This window comes from Paenibacillus sp. FSL R5-0341, assembly GCF_037975235.1.
Classification (GTDB): Bacteria; Bacillota; Bacilli; order Paenibacillales; family Paenibacillaceae; genus Paenibacillus; species Paenibacillus amylolyticus_A.
In genome coordinates this window covers 3,304,526-3,323,908 of the sequence record NZ_CP150241.1, presented here as the reverse complement: position 1 = coordinate 3,323,908, position 19,383 = coordinate 3,304,526, and the positions used below count along the sequence as shown (strand labels likewise).

The 19,383-nt window shown below is 43.9% G+C and carries 14 protein-coding genes and 1 pseudogene; 3 read left to right on the top strand and 12 right to left on the bottom strand.

The genetic code is table 11. The features are described from left to right. Positions 1 to 102: 102 nt before the first annotated feature. The 3 genes from MKX75_RS14870 to MKX75_RS14860 all read right to left on the bottom strand — a co-directional run bounded on the left by MKX75_RS14870 (position 103) and on the right by MKX75_RS14860 (position 3,680). Complete coding sequence (locus tag MKX75_RS14870; protein ID WP_339165832.1) at positions 103 to 1,341, bottom strand: DUF418 domain-containing protein; 1,239 nt, start codon at positions 1,339 to 1,341, stop codon at positions 103 to 105. Between the two features lie 147 nt (positions 1,342 to 1,488). Further along, a complete protein-coding gene (gene map / locus MKX75_RS14865) occupies positions 1,489 to 2,229 on the bottom strand; it encodes a type I methionyl aminopeptidase (RefSeq protein ID WP_339165831.1) in 741 nt (246 codons plus the stop codon). Between the two features lie 143 nt (positions 2,230 to 2,372). Further along, positions 2,373 to 3,680: an AraC family transcriptional regulator gene (locus MKX75_RS14860; RefSeq protein ID WP_339165830.1), complete on the bottom strand. Its 1,308-nt coding sequence runs from the start codon at positions 3,678 to 3,680 to the stop codon at positions 2,373 to 2,375. Between the two features lie 188 nt (positions 3,681 to 3,868). Here MKX75_RS14860 and MKX75_RS14855 point away from each other — a divergent pair, with 188 nt between their 5' ends. Further along, positions 3,869 to 4,498 (top strand): GNAT family N-acetyltransferase, encoded by a 630-nt coding sequence (locus MKX75_RS14855; protein WP_339165829.1) that lies wholly within the window; start codon positions 3,869 to 3,871, stop codon positions 4,496 to 4,498. Between the two features lie 33 nt (positions 4,499 to 4,531). Here MKX75_RS14855 and MKX75_RS14850 read toward each other — a convergent pair whose 3' ends face one another. From MKX75_RS14850 to MKX75_RS14840, 3 genes are read right to left on the bottom strand one after another with little or no spacing between them, the layout of a single operon-like run. Next, a complete protein-coding gene (locus MKX75_RS14850; protein WP_339165828.1) occupies positions 4,532 to 5,713 on the bottom strand; it encodes a Ger(x)C family spore germination protein in 1,182 nt (393 codons plus the stop codon). Continuing rightward, on the bottom strand, positions 5,710 to 6,807 hold the full coding sequence (locus MKX75_RS14845) for a GerAB/ArcD/ProY family transporter (protein ID WP_339165827.1): 1,098 nt from the start codon (positions 6,805 to 6,807) through the stop codon (positions 5,710 to 5,712). The genes MKX75_RS14850 and MKX75_RS14845 overlap by 4 nt, the downstream gene beginning before the upstream one ends. A gap of 31 nt (positions 6,808 to 6,838) precedes the next feature. Continuing rightward, positions 6,839 to 8,533, bottom strand: coding sequence for a spore germination protein (locus MKX75_RS14840; RefSeq protein ID WP_339170478.1), 1,695 nt, complete (start codon positions 8,531 to 8,533; stop codon positions 6,839 to 6,841). A 416-nt stretch (positions 8,534 to 8,949) separates the two neighbouring features. Between MKX75_RS14840 and MKX75_RS14835 the strand changes: the two are divergent. Next, positions 8,950 to 9,531: pseudogene (locus MKX75_RS14835) on the top strand (NmrA family NAD(P)-binding protein); the annotation flags it as partial. Positions 9,532 to 9,652: 121 nt separating this feature from the next. Here MKX75_RS14835 and MKX75_RS14830 read toward each other — a convergent pair. Continuing rightward, entirely contained in the window at positions 9,653 to 11,593 is a 1,941-nt protein-coding gene (locus tag MKX75_RS14830; protein ID WP_339165826.1) for a beta-L-arabinofuranosidase domain-containing protein, read from the bottom strand. Positions 11,594 to 11,695: 102 nt separating this feature from the next. Here MKX75_RS14830 and MKX75_RS14825 point away from each other — a divergent pair, with 102 nt between their 5' ends. Next, positions 11,696 to 12,574 carry a helix-turn-helix domain-containing protein gene (locus MKX75_RS14825; RefSeq protein WP_339165825.1) on the top strand — a complete coding sequence of 293 codons (879 nt, stop codon included), beginning with the start codon at positions 11,696 to 11,698 and terminating at the stop codon, positions 12,572 to 12,574. 271 nt (positions 12,575 to 12,845) lie between these two features. Here the strand turns inward: MKX75_RS14825 and MKX75_RS14820 are convergent, their stop codons facing one another. The 5 genes from MKX75_RS14820 to MKX75_RS14800 all read right to left on the bottom strand — a co-directional run bounded on the left by MKX75_RS14820 (position 12,846) and on the right by MKX75_RS14800 (position 19,341). After that, positions 12,846 to 13,979, bottom strand: coding sequence for an NADH-dependent flavin oxidoreductase (locus MKX75_RS14820; protein WP_339165824.1), 1,134 nt, complete (start codon positions 13,977 to 13,979; stop codon positions 12,846 to 12,848). A gap of 137 nt (positions 13,980 to 14,116) precedes the next feature. After that, entirely contained in the window at positions 14,117 to 14,725 is a 609-nt protein-coding gene (locus MKX75_RS14815) for a TetR/AcrR family transcriptional regulator (RefSeq protein WP_339165823.1), read from the bottom strand. A 280-nt stretch (positions 14,726 to 15,005) separates the two neighbouring features. Beyond that, the gene (locus MKX75_RS14810; RefSeq protein ID WP_062836040.1) at positions 15,006 to 15,863 is read right to left on the bottom strand and encodes a PRD domain-containing protein; all 858 of its coding nucleotides are present in this window, start codon (positions 15,861 to 15,863) and stop codon (positions 15,006 to 15,008) included. 17 nt (positions 15,864 to 15,880) lie between these two features. Then, entirely contained in the window at positions 15,881 to 17,323 is a 1,443-nt protein-coding gene (locus MKX75_RS14805; RefSeq protein WP_076334152.1) for a glycoside hydrolase family 1 protein, read from the bottom strand. Positions 17,324 to 17,382: 59 nt separating this feature from the next. Next, positions 17,383 to 19,341 carry a beta-glucoside-specific PTS transporter subunit IIABC gene (locus tag MKX75_RS14800; protein ID WP_339165822.1) on the bottom strand — a complete coding sequence of 653 codons (1,959 nt, stop codon included), beginning with the start codon at positions 19,339 to 19,341 and terminating at the stop codon, positions 17,383 to 17,385. Positions 19,342 to 19,383 lie beyond the last annotated feature (42 nt).

Sequence of the window (19,383 nt, the reverse complement as noted above, 5' to 3'; positions counted from 1 at the left end):
ATACGTATCTATCTTTAAGTTTAGGAAAGTAATCAATACGATTAAGAAGCCTTTCTTTATCAGAACGGGCTTCTTTTGACGTTTTACAGTAACGCTTTAATCTCAGTTCACACCAGGCGCGTTTTCATGCAAATTTGTCTTCGATCTTTTCTTCTTTCTGGGCTGACCCTTCCAGGACAGATATGTCCAAATTCGTAGAACATACTCGACCGGACCATTGCTAAATTTCTTAAGGTATAATGGGCTGAGCCACAATTGAATGCCGTAGACAGCAAGTGCAATAATCGCTCCGATGAACACGCCAGCACGACCAAACAGTCCGAGGCCGTATCCATAAAAGATGGTCGTACAGATTACGCTCTGCATCAGGTAGTTCGTCAGCGAGAGACGGCCAACCGCCTCGAACCTGCCCATCAGGCTGGAACGGTGGCTTCCCGCATACAACAGCGCAAATGCGTAAATGTATCCGAGTGCAAGCAACGTTCCTCCAAGCGTTTCCCTGATTCCGATTCCGGGCCATCCTTCCGCACCAAATTGTGGTGCCAGTACGCCATATGCTTTGAGCATCAAACCAACTGGAATCAAAAACGAGGCACGACGAAGATACATATTTCGCATTGCCTGAGGGTCGTTAAACGTACCAATTCTTGCAGCATGCATACCGAGCAGGAACATCGGTATCGTCATAAGTGGGGCCAGCACCAAGGCTATGAGGGCGTATGACACCTCTAAATCCCCACCGAATGGATCACCGTTATTGCTGAAATCCCTGATCTCCGCGTAGCTGCCGCTGCCGTATACATCCTGACTTTGAATGATGTAGTTCTCCATATTCGTGGATTCAAAAGCCAGCGGGTTCGTTGGATTGGATGCCGGTAGACCTAGAAGCCCTGCTCCAGCGAGTAGTATTAACGCCCATATAAGCAATGTTTTGGGCTTCCGATTAAGAAACATCAGCAGGAAGAAACCCAGTACACCGTAAAACGCCAGGATATCCCCTTCCCACAGATAGATGATGTGCAGCAATCCGATACCTAACAGCAGTAAAAAACGTCGAGCCAGATGACACTTTGGTCTTAAACCTCGTGATTTTAGGCTTTCCGATAGCTTAATCATGCCAAAGCCGAACATAAATGCAAAAATCGGCATAAAACTGCCCACCACCGTGATAAGCAGGAACGAGAGAAAAGCCTGGTCTGCACCGCCGATCCCGAACAGTTGGGGTTTACTCTGGCCGAACATTCCGTATTGGAACGCCAGCATATTCGCCAGCACGATGCCGACCAGACTGAATCCGCGCAGTCCATCTATTAATTGGATGCGCTTTTTTGATGTGCTCAATCAATCACCTCTGTCTATAACGTAAAGATCAGTTCTTAATATACGTTAAATCCTTCCAGAATTTCAACTAAAACTCTGTTATGAGTTCCTTGCTCATTCTGCACAGTAAAAAAAGCCGCTAAATTAGCGACTTTTAATTGGAACATATTAAAGAGTAACTATGATTGGACCATTTTTAGTAAGGATGATCGTATGTTCGATTTGAGCGACATAGCTATTTTTAGTAGCAAAGGTCCAGCCGTCTCCTGTTTGGAATACTTCTTCTTCTGAAGTGGAGACAAATGGCTCGAATGCGATAACCATGCCTTCTTTTAACAATTCATCATCCGATGGATCATTATAGTTATAGATGTGGTCAGGTGCTTCGTGTATCGCACGTCCAACACCGTGTCCTGTAAGGTTTTTGATAACCGTTAATTCATGCTGTCTGGCAGTTTGGAATACGGCTTTTCCGATCCCGCTTTTTTTGGAACCCGGTTTTGCTTTCTTAAGACCTGCTTCAAATGCTTGTTTAACAACATTGCATATTTTCGTTAACACTTCTTCGCCTTCGCCTACGACAAACGAGATTCCCGTATCAGCAAAATAACTGTTCTTGGAGCCAGACACATCAATATTGACGATGTCCCCTTCTTGAATAACCCGCTCTCCGGGAATACCATGTGCCACTTCTTCATTAACACTAATACAAGTGAACCCTGGGAAATTATATTCACTTTTTGGAGCAGAGACTGCGCCAGCTTTCTCAAAAAGCTCTCCGGCCAGATCATCAAGTTCTTTAGTCGTTATGCCCGGAATGGTTTTTTGAACCAATTCATCTCGAATAGAAGCGACAATTTTTCCAATTTCCTTCAAACCATTAAAATCTTCTTCTGTTCTTGCGATCATTTTTTCTACCTCACTATCTTTATCATCAATTGATTACATAGATGTTATCCTTGATTGCACATTAGATAATCATATCCAAAGCAGCAAAGCTTCGCAACTTTTTTATCCACATCGTGAGTGTGGTTGTTCTCTTGTTCCTTCTGTTACTGAAGCTCAATTCTCCATCCCTTCATATGTTCTGCGCCATCAGTGAGGGTATAGTTTTGAAGTAGTCCTTGTATGGTGGTGATCTGTTCTGAAATAGCGTTACTACTCGTTCTAACAAGAAATACAGGAGAAATACCGTTTTCCCTGAATTGGTTGAGCAGCCATGTCAAAACTTGAAAATCGTCACGGTTTGCAGTATCCAAAGTTTCTTCAAATCCAAAAACGTTGTTGGGGCTTAAGGTATTTATCTGAAGGATCATCTTAAGATACGCTTGTGAATCGCCTTTTACTAATTCAGATATCTTGATCAGATATGGAGAAGTTGAATTTTGTTCATGAGGTCCAAATATATCGATGTGAATCCATTTATTTAGTGCGCTGTCTATAGTATCCGGAATTTTAAATAATCCATGATGCCTTGCAAGAACGAATGCCGGATCGATGATTTCCCTACAGTGTTCTTTCATCTTCTGTTTCTTTTTATGTTGTTCACGAAATACTTTCGGTCCTTCAGGGAAAATCTTATTAAATCGTTGATAAAAATATCTAGGCGAAGAAAAGCCACTCTCTGTTGATATTTCTACCAGGCTCCGATCAGTCGTCAATAATTGTTTGATTGCATGCTCAATACGCAAGTAATGAAGTAAGTTTTGCAGCGTATCTCCTATTAATAACTTGAATTGTGATGACAAATAATCCAAATTTAAATATTCCTCAGTATGTTTGGCGATCTCATTCAAAGATGCCTTGTTAATAAAGCCCCTGTTATTGAATAAATAATCATATATTCTTCCTATTCGTTGTAGCTTGGTCGGGTTCCCTTCGAACATTCTTTTCGCATCAAAATTCATAATGAGCAGGTCCAACAATTGTTCTGCTGTATTCTTTAACGTTAGAAATGGCATCTCACGCGTAGCTACAATTGGAGTTATTAACGTGCAGATGGCCTTAATGACTCCTTCTACTCGTTCTATCCCTAGATATGCTCCAGGGCTAAATTCATGCGCAAACCAGACATATGATAAATCCGGAAAATAAGCTTTTGCAAATTCAGCATCGATATTTATTTGGAGGACGACATTGTTTTCATCGGTCTGCCATAGACGGTGAACTTGATTGATATTGAAAATTTCTATTGCACCAACACCTAATGTTCTTTGCTCATCGGCAATAGCAACATGAATGCTACCTTCCAACACAATCACCACTTCAATAGAATTATGCCATCGGAACGGTTCATCTTTGACGTTTAGAAACTGTACGTTCAGGGGTGAACTATAAGTGAAATAACCCGTACCACTCATCTTGTGATCTCCTCCTTACACTCCAACCAATGTGTCCCAAGCAAGATTCGAGCAACATACGAAGAAATCTAAGAAATGTACCCACAACGCAAAGAAATGTGAATTGTTCATGCTTCTGCATTTTAGGAAAATGGATGATAGATCATCAACAAAATTTTAATTTTAAATGAAGGAATGGGGAGATATGCATGAACCAAATTCGAATCACACAGCAGCTTAATGCACATCAACAAGAACAAGTTGCTCATTTATTTTACGAAGCTTTTCCATTGAAAGTATCACATTTGTGGTTTTATGCGAAAACGAAAAAACAAGCAGTACAACTATTATCTCAGTCTATTCAATTTGAACAAGGCATTTACGCATTAAGAAATGAAGAAGTGGTTGGATTTCTCGGTTACAATATAGGAAAAGAAGCGTTCACACCTGCCAATTATGTAGCTTTTCGGAACGTGTACTCCCCATTTGTAGCGACTTGGCGATTTTTATGTTATGCGTTTTATTTAAAATTTCATTTGTATCACGAACAAGTATTGCATATTGACCCTATTGCCGTATCAGAAGATGCTCGCGGTCATGGAATAGGTAAGTTGCTATTAAGTAAGTTGGAGCAAGTCGCAATCAATAAGCAAATTACTACAATCAATCTAGAGGTCGTGGATACGAATCCTTCAGCACAAAAATTATATGAGCGGTTCGGTTATATGCTCCAAAAAGAACTAAAATCCGGCCCATTTACTGCCATGGCAGGCTTCAAAAAAGTGATGTTTATGCAAAAATGTTTAGATAACACTAATTCCTCAATCCAATCAGAATAAGGAGGCCAGCGGACTTGTGCCACTGCCTCCAACTTAATCCATACTCATGGTAGAGGCTCCATAATCATCGATATGCAGCTTCACACTGAAGGTCACTGGAATTGTGGTGAATGTGTCATCCCAATTTCCTTTGACTTTTTCCCATACGGCCGGATGCTGTATGCGCAGAGCTTTCCCCAGACCTGCAACCTCTACATGCATTTTTTTTAACTTGGTCATGGTGTTCTCTACTAGCTTTTTAACCTCTGCTTCCACGATTTCGGAATGCTGTTCCAGCGACCGATTATTCATTTTCTTAATGTTGGATGCAAAGACTTCAGACAGGCGCCCTTCCGACTTCATGTCAACGTGAAACGAGATATCATCCCCGTGCACGGTTGCCTTGATTTTGCTCTTGACGGATTTGATCTCATATACGAATTGCTGCTGTAGATCAGGTTCTTTGATCTTGTATATGCCCCCTGAAATATCACCTGTTATCCATTGTAAACCTTCCACATGGGATTCATTTAAGTATCCACCGTACTTTTGCGTGTTGCCTTTCATTACCCCCGCACCTTTGATCTTTAAGGCACCTTGTTCCACACTGACATTTGGCAGAAGATAGCTGGATTCCGATTTTAGCGGTCCGATCAAGTTCGCAAGTGTAACGGGTTTGATGAGGCGGGAGATTCGTTTGCGGTTGCCAGACAGCTCTTTGAGCAGAAAAGCAGGAATCTCTCCGGATGCATTTTCCTTGAGGACGTCACTAGCTGTTCCTGTCGTCATATATACCTGAAGACTAAGTCGAATATCATTATCGGCTAGATAAAAATCAAGTAACTCATGCATCGGAATCTCTTGCAGTAGCTTGGAACTGATCACAATTGTCTTTAAATGGAAACCGGCTGGTGATCGGTTCGTGAGATACGTCTCCCTCGTCATCTCCATAATGGAATCCCCGATCTCCTCTTTGTTGTAAAACTTTTTCCCTGGAGAGTTGTTAAACTTAGCTCCTGCTTCAGGCAAAATATATTGCACGGTTCGCCGAATCTTCTGTTTTTGAGGGTAATCTACGCGCTCAGAAGTAATTCTTTCTTCAGGTTCTACCTTATCGTAGGCAATACCTGCCTCCAGATACCGCTTTTCAATAGGTGAGCTGCTCCAACATCCGGTCATTAACATACTTGCTGCTGCCACCAACATAAACAGAGCAACATTTCGGGAATAGATCATGTCGACTTTGACCTCCAGCGAGAAATGAGTAGCAGGATCAGAGACAAACCGGAGAATAGAATGAGGTTGGCTTTACCAATATATCTCCCCAGTTGGAATAGTTCGTTGATATCCCGAGGGACGCGAGATACGATCAGCATGATGGGCAGTAGAATACAGAGACTTCGTGCATAAGAAAGCTTTGTCACATGGGATAATCCCAATGCCGCACAATAAAAAGCGATATTAAATGTCGCGAAAATCTCTAGTACCCAGATTGACAAGAGTAAGGATTCGAACCGTTCCAACGGTAAATTATCTACTTCAACACTGCGTGTGAGATCGAAAAAAGGCCATACACGAGTCATAACCCCCTCCGCAGTGAATGCACCGATGCACAGAATAGTAGCGGTTGTATAGAGCACGATAGCTACGCCAAGCCCCCATCCCATGATGCGAACTGCTTTTTCGGGTTTTTCCATTTTGGCTAATATAAATAACATGATTTCGCTCCCGCTAAATGCCAAGGTAGTGGTACTCATGCCATGAAAGACGGGAGACATGCCTTTGGATAAAAAAGGACGCAAGGTGCTAACGTCAAAGTTTTTCACCCCAAGTAATAAAATGAGGAGGTAGATCACGATCGTGATCGGAACAATGATCTGGCATACTTTTGCGATCACGTCCGTGCCCTCCATGCACAAGTACAAGGATATCCAGACAAATAGGGCCTGAATGGCCCACCATGGTGTACCTTCAAGTAGGAAAAACGATGTGACTTCCTCCATCGCCCGCATTTCATAACTTCCCAAATGAATGTAATACGCGATCACAACCACACCGATGATTTTTCCAATCCATGTCCCTACAATCTGTTGCACGAATTCATAGAAGTTCATTCCTGGAAATTTTCGACTGAGCCTTATCATCATCCACGCCAAAAGTAACGTTACACATCCTCCGAGAATGACGGACAACCAGGCATCTGCACTTTTAACAGCATGAACGACTTCTCTGGGTAACGTAAAAAGCTCCACACCAACAATAAAAACAATGATCAGACTTACGCCCTGTAATGTTGTAAGCTTGCCTGAATCATTCAGCCCAGATGCCATGATGGTTCCTCCTTGTTGTAAGTGTTACGTGTTAACTCTTGCGTTTCCGGTCTTTGGTCTGTAACAGCCCAGGTCTTTGCCGCATGAATTGTAGCGGAGCACGAATCAAATAATCTTTCCATTCCTTAATGGAAGGCGGGGCAGCCATTCCTACATAGGGAATGCCAAAACTTTTTAATTTGAACATATGGATGACCAGGAACAGAAAAGCCATGATCACACCATATAATCCGAACATCGCGGCGGTGAACATGATGGGAAATCGTAATAACCGCATGGCAATACCTGCACTGTACATTGGCGTGGCAAATGAAGATATCGCCGTCACTGCAACAACGATGACCAGTATGGGACTTACAATACCGGCATCCACCGCAGCTTGTCCAACGATGAGACCACCAACGATCCCCATGGCTGGACCGATAGGTTTCGGCAAACGTAATCCCGCCTCCCGCAAAATCTCAATCGCAAGTTCCATAATAAGTGCTTCAATTAACGTGGAAAAAGGCACGCCCTGCCTCGTTCCAATGATTGAAATCACCAAATTGGTAGGAATCAGTCCAGGATGAAACGAGATAAACGAAATGTATATAGCCGGAGCAAATAGCGAAATCAGGGTAGCTACAAAGCGTAAGAATCGAATAAACGAACTGGGAATCCAGCGTTCATAATAATCTTCGGGTGATTGCAGCATCATGGCATAGGTAACCGGCATTAACAAGGCGTACGGTGACCCGTCCAGCAGGATCGCGACTCTCCCTTCCAATAAGGCCCCCATGACCCTGTCCGGTCGTTCCGTATTTTGAATCTGGGCAAAAGGGCTAAGGAAATTATCTTCAATTAACTGCTCCACATAACCGGACTCCAGTACTTCATCTACATCAATTGCGCGCACACGTCGTTTGACTTCGTCGACCAGTTCATGATTGGCAATATCCCGAAAATAGACGATCATCAGTTGCTTCTCGACTCTGCTTCCCACTTTGCAAGAGACCATTGCAAGTTCATTGGTTTCCCCGTGTCTGCGCAGCATGGTCGTATTGTCACTGAGCACTTCCGTGAAGCCAATCCTTGGCCCCCGAAGAACCGATTCCGATACTGGCTCCTCGATCGATCTTGATTTCCCCTTTGGCGTTCCCAGAATTAGCGCCCCTTGAACCCCATCCAGCAAAAGGATTACGGAGCCAAACAGGACCTTGCGCAAGCTCGGAGTGACCTCCTTCACAAATTCTGTTTCAGATACCAGCAACAGCTGCTGATCCAGTAAATGTACCAGCTGTTCAGGAGTTAACTTCTCATGCTCAAGTGGCGTGTTTCCCCACTCCAACATCGGTTTCAGCACGTTATGATCCAGCGCCATCTTATCGGTCAAACCATCGACAAAATACAAGACGGCATGACAATCCAGGTTGCTTAGATAAAATGTTCGTTCATTAATATCATCCATATCCAGTGCAACCTGTTTGAAGCGATTCATGTTGGTCACAAGTTCATCTGTATATAATAAGGCTTTATCATCTGTGACCGTTGGAACAGGACTAGGGTCACCCGACTGTTCTTCTGCAGCGGGAGGACTCTCCATTCTCTGCTTTCGTTGGCCCAGCCGCGCATCCATAAGCTTGATCTGGCGAAACAGGCCCATAATGAGAAAAGGTACTAACGTTAGGCACATGGTGCCCACCCAGGCACTCCAGTCAGGTATATGATCCAGTATTTGTTTCCACATCACCTGATCAGATCTCCTTACATCACATACTGTTTTCAAGTAGAATGACCAATATTCTACAATTCATGCATTCATGACCTTTCCATAGTTATCTTCGATTGACTCTAAATAAATAAAACGACCGTTCCCCGGTGTAATGCCGAGAAACGGTCGCAAATTAAGTCGTTTTGTATGTTCAGTCACATCAAACACGATATCTAAAATTCCAGGGTGCCGACATAGGTAGGATTCAACCACTCGTACGTTTATAACCATGGAGTAAATCGTATTTCTCACTACGTATCATTCGTTTGCTATATAAAGAAGAGCCCGACATCGGCGCCAGAGAAAAAAGCTCACATCGAGACGCTACAGATGCAATCGGCATTCCGGAGATCCAGTTCAATCAACAAACTTAAGCCCTACGCGCTGCCGTTAAAGCTGGTGTAAACCATATTGTGTATACCTCCTTCTTTAATAATGAACCGGGGACAGCTAACGTTACCGCTGGGGACCATTATTTCACGGAGCAAGCCATCAAAGATACTGGATTAACGTATACTATTCTTCGTAACAATCTGTACGCCGAGAACCTTCTTCAAGCCTTGGGACAAGCGGCCGAAAGAGGAATGTACGCATCTGCTATTGGTGAAGGCAAAATCTCTTATATCGCTCGTCAAGATTGTGCCATTGCTGTGGCTGTGGCTTTATCATCATCTAACAACAATAATAAAACACTTCATTTAACCGGCTTGGAAGCTGTTTCGGTTCAGGATATTGCCCGTATTTTGAGTGAAGCTGTAGGCAAACCGGTATCGTATGTGCCGTTAGATATTCCTCAACTCGTTGGCATTTACGAATCCTTTCGCATGCCGAAGCCTATGGCGGAAGCTCTAGCTTCTTTTGATGCGGCTTCAGCTAGAGGTGAATATGAGCTGGTAACTCAGGATTTCAAAGAACTCACAGGTCAAAATCCAATAAGTATCAAACAGTTTCTGGCAGCGCAGAAGAACGGTTAATCTTTAGGCAGTGTCATGAAACAGAAAAAAAACGAAGGTGGGTTAACCGCCTTCGTTTTTTTGTATTATGCTCGTTTGCGAAAAGAATGCAAATAAAGCCTTAAGTGTACTTACTTTCTCTTTAATAACGCAGCCACACGCTCATTTCACCAGCCAGACGATTGCCCCATAGATAATAGGGAATGGCCTTGAAACGTACAGCCTTTGTCTGCTTAATATAAGAACGGTACGGCTTCTCATCTGACCATAAATCGCTGTTGTCAGTCACGAAACCGTCCCCTTCTACCACGACACAACCACCTAGCAAATCTGGATCAGCATACGCCGTTAATTGCGGCTCCTCAGCGATTGCGAGTGAAGTGAGCGGTGCTTCGTTGTCTGCTTCTTCGACACAATAAACGAGCGGGCCGCGTTGAATAGCCACCTTGCCTGCATCTGCCCGAATTAAAGGGTGCGCCGCAACTAACTTCGGCTCAATCGGAAGCAGCCACTCCACTGTATTTCCATCTGACCAGCTGCGATTTATTTTGGCGTAACCATTCTCAACATGAATATCTTGCTTTTCACCATTTACTTTCAACGTTGGTTCTCCGTCCTGGAACCAGTTCGGTATACGGAGCGCAAGCTCGAACTCAGCACATTCGCTGTCTTTGGGAAGCTGAACCGAGAATTCAACGCTGCCGTTCCATGGCAACTCAGAGTGTTGATGCAAAGTTATTGTGGTGTCGGCAAGCTCGAACGACGCTTTACTTCCAATATACAAATGGGTATAGATCGTTCTGCCATCCTCAGACACGTCGTAAATATAATCGTTTAACGAACCTAGCAACCGCGCGACATTGGGAGGACAACAGGAGCAACCGAACCATTTTTGTCGGACGGGCTTTACGTGATATTTATCTGGATTTTTGAGACTTGCTTCTGGCCATACCTCAAGTGGGTTGACATAGAAGAAGTGTTTCCCATCCTTAGACATGCTGCCCAGCACATTGTTGTAGAGTGCTCTCTCCAACACATCCGCATACTCGCTTTTAACTTCCAATTGAAGCATGCGACGTGCCCAGAAAATCAAACCAATCGAGGCGCAGGTCTCCGCGTAAACGGAATCATTCGGAAGATCGTAGTCAAACGTAAAGGCTTCCCCGAGATGTGTTGAACCAATGCCTCCGGTGATATACATTTGTTTGCCAGTTGTGTTGGACCAGAGTCGTTCACAGGCCTCCTTCTGACCTTCATCACCTGTTAATCTCGCAAGATCAGCCATTGCCGTGTACATGTAAACTGCCCGAACGGAGTGTCCAACAGCTACCTTTTGCTCACGAACAGGCAGATGAGACTGATAGACCTCAAGATTAGGCTCTCCCTGTGACCAGATGTTTGTCCGGCTTCCGCGTTTCCATTCCTCGATAAAATAGTTGGGCTGTTTTCCCCGTTCATCTATGAAGTACCGGCTAAGGTTCAAATAACGCTCTTCTCCCGTAACACCGTATAGCTTAACCAGAGCCAATTCAATTTCCTGATGGCCGCAGTAGGCTCTTATCTGTCCAGGGTTGGTTCCGAACATACGATCAATCAGATCAGCGAATCGGCAAGAGATGTCTAACAATTTACGCTTGCCTGTAGCCTGATAATAAGCAACCGCTGCTTCGATTAAATGCCCTGCACAATACAGCTCATGAGCTTCGTAAAGATTGGTCCATTGCTTCCCAGGTTCTTTGATCGTGAAGTAGGTATTCAGATAACCATCGTCATGTTGGGCTTGGCTGATCAATTCGATGGATTCATCGGCGATCTTCTCTAACCTATGATCTGGATGATGACGGAGCGAATAAGCAACGGCCTCTAACCACTTGTAGAGATCACTGTCCTGAAATACCCATCCGCCAAATTCACCTTGCTCCAAGCCGGCAGCAATACGGAAATTTCGAATGGCATGACTAGGCTCAGCGTCCTCTACCCTATCGTTTAGAGCTTCCCATTGATAGGGAATAACCGTTTCTCGTACAAGATCGGAATATGTATTCCAAAATTGGTCTTGAATTTGGATCTGATTCTGTCCCATTATACACACCTCAAAAGTATAAAATTTGACTCTTTCCACAGTCGAGTATATGCTTTTTCTTAAAGTGAGAATAGGAATGGAATGAGCTTTTTTCTATACAAAATGACACTAAAAAATGAGGTTAATTCATTGAAGGAAGAATTAATTGTTGCGTTACAAACCCCACCTCTTCCATATTACTGGGAATCGGGTCGTTCAACGTTTCGTATAGGCGACCGTCATCCTAATCGAAGAAACTTCGGCCTGTTTGATGTACTGCTCGTGGTTGATGGGGAATTACATATCGGTGAGAACGGGACGGAATGGACACTCGGCATAGGTGATGCACTATTATTACTGCCGGAAGGTGAGCATTATTCATTCAGGCCCTGCGAACAGGAAACAACGTTTTACTGGGTTCATTTTGAGCATGTGGACTGGCATCAGAGTCCCTTAATAGAAGAATCGGAAGTGGTAAATCCGTTATCGCCATTCGATAACCCAAAATTAATACGAATACCTAAGAAATCCACGCTACTAAGTCCCCAGCTCGCATTTGATCTAATGCAACAGCTTTTGGAGCTGCCGGTAGGTGATGCCTTCTGGGAGAAGCAGCAACTGCTGTTCCGCTTTCTGGCTATGCTCGAAAATGGCATCTCGGATATGGCCAAAACGCCTGCTTCACGGCTTGCCGAGAAAGTAGCTGTTTTCATCCAGCAACACTACCAAGAAGAGATCACCAATGAAACACTCTCGTCGGCACTACACTTTCACCCCAGCTATATCGTTCGCTGTATGAAAATGAAATACGGTGTCACACCCGTTCAGTACTTACTACAATTCAGGATTGAGCGGGCCAAGCAGCTTCTAGTCTCCACGGAATGGTCGATTGATCGTATAGCGGCTGAAGTGGGTTTTCAATATGCGCCTTACTTTTCTACCTGCTTCAAGCGAGGTGTTGGAATATCTCCCCTTGAGTTTCGCAAGAAATATCTTAACTAGTTAAATGCATACTCTTCTATATCATCCGAAATCAGATATTGTGCGAAATGGGCTTCCTTCAATTGGAGGAAACCCATTTCTTAAAATTAGATAAACAGATTGTGATTAGCTTGAGATGCTTGTCCGAGATAATAACCGACACCACCAATGAACATGATTGTTCTTCACAAGGCCACGGATCATCTTCGAACGCAGTGCTGACCACTCGGACTGCATCGCTTCCGTAATATTCGACTTCTAAATCATTACATCCACAGTCTGATGGTTAATACTATTCCTCGATATTGAACCATGGACCAGAAGCTTGAATGAAGCCCCACAGTTTTTCAGGTAGCTCAAGCTCATTTACCTTCGAAGCCTTGATCGTAGTTTGTATCTCAGACTCACGTCCACCTTGAACTTTCTCAACCCAGTCCGGATTCATGATTAACGTTTGGCCAATCGCTGCCAAGGATATGCCCTGATTCATAGCTTTATTAACATCATCCGGAGTTACCATCGAACCTGCAGCCAGTAGAGTTACTCGACCGCTCACATGTTCAGCAATGAATTCCAGGTGTGTTTTGTCATCTCGAGTGTCAGCGGGTTTAGATGTAAAGACATCCCCCAATGAAGCATGGATATAATCAACACCCACTTCAATCAGGCGATCAATCAACACATAGGTATCCTTCATTCTTAGACCACCTTCCTGATGTTCGTCAGGAGAAATCCGGTATCCGAGAATGAAAGGTTTGGTAGCATGTTTTTGAATGACACGTTTCATCTCATCAATGACAGCCAGCGGAAAGCGTAAGCGATTTTCTATGGAACCACCCCATTGATCCTCTCGTCTGTTGAAGAATGGAGAAAAGAAGTTTTGCAGCAGGAATCCATGAGCACCATGAATTTCAACCCCGTCAAAACCTGCTTCAATTGCACGTCTAGTCGTTTCTCCAAACGCATGAATCACGTCCAATATTTCATCATGCGAAAGCTCTCTAGGTAGAACGGAAGGTGCAAATCCTGTGGCTTCCGTCTGCACAGCACTGGAACTAACCACTTCACCATTCGGAGTGAGATTTGGAAGTGCCTTGTTACCTGCATGAAAAATTTGAAGTAATGCAGCAGCTCCTCCACTCTTCGTAGCATCTGCTAATTTGCGCAAGCTCGGAATGAACGCATCATCGTACCCGGCGAACTCATTCGTGAAGCCGATCCCGTTAGGTTGGACATGTGTGCATCCTGTAATAACCAGCCCCACACCATTTACTCTTTTTTTATAATAGTTTTCTTCCGCATCTGAAACGGTATAATCATCATTACTGGACCATGTGGTCATAGATGCCATAACAATTCGATTCCGAAGCGTTACTCCGTTGTTGAGTGTAAAAGATTCAAACATGTTGTTGTACTGTGCGTTCATTACATAACCTCTTTCTAATAGTAGTAAATGTATATTAATTTTCAATCCTCATAAATAAACGATCATTCGATTAATATATAGCGTCAAAACAGAGGGATTTCCATAGTGAATGTAATTCCCTCTAAAATAGAACTTTATTAAGCTTTAATCGCATCCCAAGTCATCTGAACTAATTCGTCCAAACGATCTTGCTCCAACTCGATCCGGCCGCCAAAAACCTCTTTAACATATTGCATGGTTGGATTGAACGTAAACATATGAAGCAGACTCGTATCCACTTGTTTGAATACCCGTTCACTTTTACCCTTCTCGTACAACTTAAATAGAGGTTCGAATAGACTGGCTCCCTCCATCAGGGACAACTTATGCAGGAGTGGTGAATTGGAGAATTGCTCGGCAAATAAAAATTCATCTTTATGGCTTAAAATAAAGTCCGAGAAATTTTTCAATGCATGCTCAAAAGCAGATTGGATCGTAATCGATTCATCATAATTGTGAAATACGGCCAGACTCATGTCTTTCTTGATGCTTACATACAGTTTATTGAGCATGTCCTCCTTGTTTTCGAAGTAAACGTATATCGTTGAAGCAGATACGTTAGCCTTTTTGGCGATCTTGGACATCGAAGTTTCCGATAGCCCATATTCATTAATTAATTGAATTGCTGCGTTAAAAATACGCTCTCGTTTATTCTCATCTTTATGTCTCATGTACATGATATTAAATAATCGTTTGATTAAAGTCAATCAAGGATGCGTTATATAAAGAGCATTCCAACGTCGTTGTTGATATCCAAGTATCTCTTCACCTCATAGACAACGTAGCGTTCACTGGACCTATAATAAACGATCATTCGATTAAAATCAAGTGCGAATATGCTACCTCGACCAACATTTGAGTTAGACGTGAAGCCACAATAATGAATATAGTCTTCCAAGGGTAGTCAAACCAAACGACCGTTTTCCGGTGAAATACCAGAGAACGGTCGTAGCGACATGATCACTTCATTATATGTTCGCAAACTGATCAATGGGATAATTGTCCCTCATCACCTTGCTCCTCCTGCACAATTCGAGCAATGTGAATCATTAGATATAATAATTCCTCGTTTGAGATGGAGATATCCAGCATGTTTTGCACATAGGTTTTAATCATCTCCGCGCATTTGTATTCAAGTGGATGCTCCTTCACCATGTGCTGAAAGATGAAATCTTTCGGCGAATTGCCTAATCGGCCCTCTTGTAAACGCTGAATGAAAAACTGCAGGTGTGTGACGAGTCTCACATAATGGATGGAGTTTTTATTCAATTGCATGTCAAAGCTGTATTGAATAAGATTGAAAATATCTTTTAACATTTTAACGGATTGCATCGTGCGCTCCATATTCTGTTCATGGCTTTGAGCATTGACGAAATGAAAGGCAATATTGCCCGCTTCCTCTTCCGTAAGCTCTATGCCAAGTTCTTGATTCAACATGTGGACGGCTTCCAGGCCCAGTTCGAATTCGACTGGATGAAACCTTTGGATCTCCCACAACATACGATTCTGTAATGATACACCTTTTTTCCAACGTTCAATGGCAAATGACAGGTGATCCATAAGTGTAAAGAAGATTTGATCATCAAGTGAGAGCTTTTCTTTGGCATTCGAAATGAGTTTGTTAATGACGTTCACATGTGATTCCGGCATGTTTTCGATGGTTCGTACATAAGCCTGGGCAGACGGGTTATTTTGCAGAATGAATCGTTTCTGAATGTGCTCCTCATCGAGTCGCTCGCCGACTTTGCCTTTGAATGCCAACCCTTTTCCCATGACAATCACTTCTTGTCCCTGTTCATCCTTGGTCAGAAGCAAGCTGTTATTCAATATTTTAATTACTTTCATGCATTCATCACGATCCTTTATTCTTTCGTGACCGCCTGATCCGAATTTCCGATACATCTGCCATTCTGTTTAATGACCTCCTGATACCACGAGAAGCTTTTCTTCTTCAAGCGTTTCAAGTCTTTCAGATCCTGTTCACCACGGTTGACATAGATCATGCCGTAGCGTTTCCCATACCCCTGATGGGTGCTTACCACGTCAATAACGGACCAAGGGCAATAACCGATCACATCCACACCATCCGTTAGAGCTAGTCTGATCTGCTCCAGGTGTTTCTCGATAAAATCAATCCTGTACGTATCGTTAACCGTGTGATCTGCTTCCAGTATATCTGGAGCTCCTATGCCATTTTCCGTAATTAAAATCGGGAGACCATATCGTTCACATACCTTACGCAATGTCAGCCTTAGGCCAACCGGATCAATTACCCAGCCATATTTCGTTTTTTCCGTATATGGATTCTCCGCGGCCCGGTACACTCCCTGCTCGCCAAGCATAATTTGCTGATCCCCTGCACGAGCTGTAACATCTGACGCATCGCCCGTACTGGCGGCAATGGTGGCTGTTGAGTAATAATTGATAGCTACCAGATCGGGACGACCCGACTGGATGTCCTCCATGTCGCCCTGCTCAATAATCGGCTCGATGCCACGTTCCTGCAAATAACTCCAGAATAATGGATTATACCGTCCCCACACTGATAAGTCGAGAAACCCCCATCCGCGAATCGTCTCCCAGTTATGTGCAGCGATTGCATCTGCTGGTCTGGAGGTTGCCTGATACATGGAAGTCATGTTCAATGCAGGGCCGATCTTGCCTTGCGGGATCATATCATGAAATAGTCTCATCGTTCTGCCTTGAGCTACAAACATGTGATGATTTTGCTGATACAGTTCCTTATTGGATGGCAAACGTCCGCCTCTCGGTGTACCAATGGCACCAGGATGGAGAATCATCGTATTTTGCTCATTAATGGTCAACCAATATTTCACTTTATGCCCGTATTGCTCAAACAAGATACGCCCGTACTCAACAAAGGCATCGATCGTCTCTCGGTTGTTCCATCCTCCGGTTTTCTCAAGCTCGTAAGGTAAGTCGAAATGATACATGGTCACAATGGGTTCAATGCCATGGAGCAGTAATTCGTCAATCAATTGGTGATAAAAATGGAGTCCTTTTTCATTAACAGCCCCTTTGCCTGAAGGCAAGATTCGAGTCCATGCAATGGAAAAACGATACGCTTTGAGGCCCAGCTCTGCAAAGAGCTTCACGTCTTCTCTGAATCGGTGATAGTGATCGCTCGCAACTGTGAAGTCGGCGGTTCCAGCGGGATGATCACACATATCGATTACGGACAGGCCTTTGCCATCTTCGTTCCAGGCTCCCTCCACTTGATAGGCCGAGGTGGAGCCTCCCCATAGAAATTCATTGGGGAATGGCTTGATGTGTTGATATAACATCTCTAACACTCCTTCATTTTAATGATGATCAAAAGATATAGCGTACCGCATTACGGTTGTTACGAAAGGTGCATAATGGTCGCTCCAACCTCCACAGAACGCTGCTTTTCCAGCTTAATGTCCGGGAAACGATCCGAATTGGCGATAATGATCGGGGTTATGACTTCGTAGCCTTCCGCCTTGATGGCGTCGATATCGAAGCTGATCAACAAGTCACCCTGTTGTACCTGATCTCCTACTTTAATGGAAGAGTCGAAATGTCTCCCCTTCAGGTTGACGGTATCCACTCCAATATGAATGAGTATCTCTTCTCCATTGTAACCATTTAATTTGACTGCATGTTTGGAGTCCATGAAAGCCGTAACTTCACCTGCGATCGGTGCATACAGTTCTCCTTTTGCAGGAATAATCGCAGCGCCTTTACCCAGTAATCCCAAAGAGAAGACATCGTCTGGTACACGGTCCAGATGCACTAATTCCCCTTGCATAGGGCTGGCGATCATAAGTGAGTGTATCTCATTTTGGTTCAGTACATTTGCATTTGTTGTTGCAGCAGACTTCGTGTCTGGGGTGTTGTCTTGAACAGGCTGGCCGGAAAGCGTCTTGTCATCGTTAACGTTGGTATTGCCTTCTTCTTCATCATCCACTGGATCCTCAAAACCAATGATCCATGTCAGGGCAAAGGTCACGATAAAGGCGATCAGACACGTTACAATGGCATGAACGATGTTCATCGGATTGCTGCCAATAAAGGCAGGTAACGCGGCAAGCCCTGGAGAAACGAAGGCATAACGTACTAATCCGGTCAGACCAGCGTATATTCCTGCTACCCCACCACCGATCATTGCGGCAATCAAAGGTTTCTTCAGTTTCAGCGTTACGCCGTACAAGGATGGTTCCGTGATGCCCAGTACAGCGGTGAAACCGGATGAAGCAGCGAGCTGTTTCAGTTTTTGGTTTTTGGTTTTTAATGCTACAGCAAGCGTAGCCCCACCTTGAGCAATATTGGACGCGAGCATTCCCGGACCGTTGATCATTTCATATCCATTTTTGGTCAGTTGGCTAGTTGCAATTGGCGTCATCGCCCATGCAGTGCCTGTCACGATCAGAAACGGTTGCAAAGTTCCCATTAACAAAGGAATCAGCCAACTGGCTCTGGCATTAATTGCTTCTGCACCCATCGCAACCAGATCATTCAGATACGTTCCGAAAGGCCCGATCGCCACTAATGCAAGTGGTGCTGTAATCAATAGTACAATCATCGGTTTTGTGAAAAACTTAATCATGGAAGGTGATACCCGATCTGCGAAACGTTCAATATAGGACATGAGCCAAACGACGATAATAATCGGCAGCACGGAGCCTGCATAATCCGTTAGGCGAACTGGAACACCGATGAAAAATACATCTTTTCCTTCCGTCATCAGTGCGCTCCATCCGGGGTGTAACAACACTCCGGCAACCGTCATCGCCATAATTGGACTTGTTTCAAACTTAATGGAAGCTCCATAAGCCAACAGAATAGGCATGAAATAAAAAGCTGCGTCCGCAATGGTATTAAGGATATAGTAGTTTTGGCTTTCCGTCGTTACGAGGCCTGTCAGTACAAGTACGGCCAATATTGCTTTAATCATACCCGCGCCAATGATTGCCGGAATGACCGGAGTAAATGTCGTTGAGATCACGCTGATGAATCTGGAAATCCAGCTCTGTTTTTGTTTTGGTCCGTTATTTTTTCCGGAATCTGATTTGGAGTCTGCACTCCGGGTTGTTGAACCCATCTGCTGAGTAATAACGCGATAGACCTGCTGCACCTCATTGCCCACAACCACCTGGTATTGTCCACCATTATTCACAACGGTAATGACACCTGGAAGAGCTTTGAGTTTTTCTGTCTCCGCTTTGGAGATGTCGTGCAATTCGAACCGAAGTCGGGTTGCGCAGTGCGTAAGCCGAGCGATATTATCCTTCTTTCCAACCAACTCCGTAATCTCTTGTCCCAACTTGCGATAGTCCATACCTTTGCCCCATTTCTGAATTTGGATATAAAAAAGACCAAA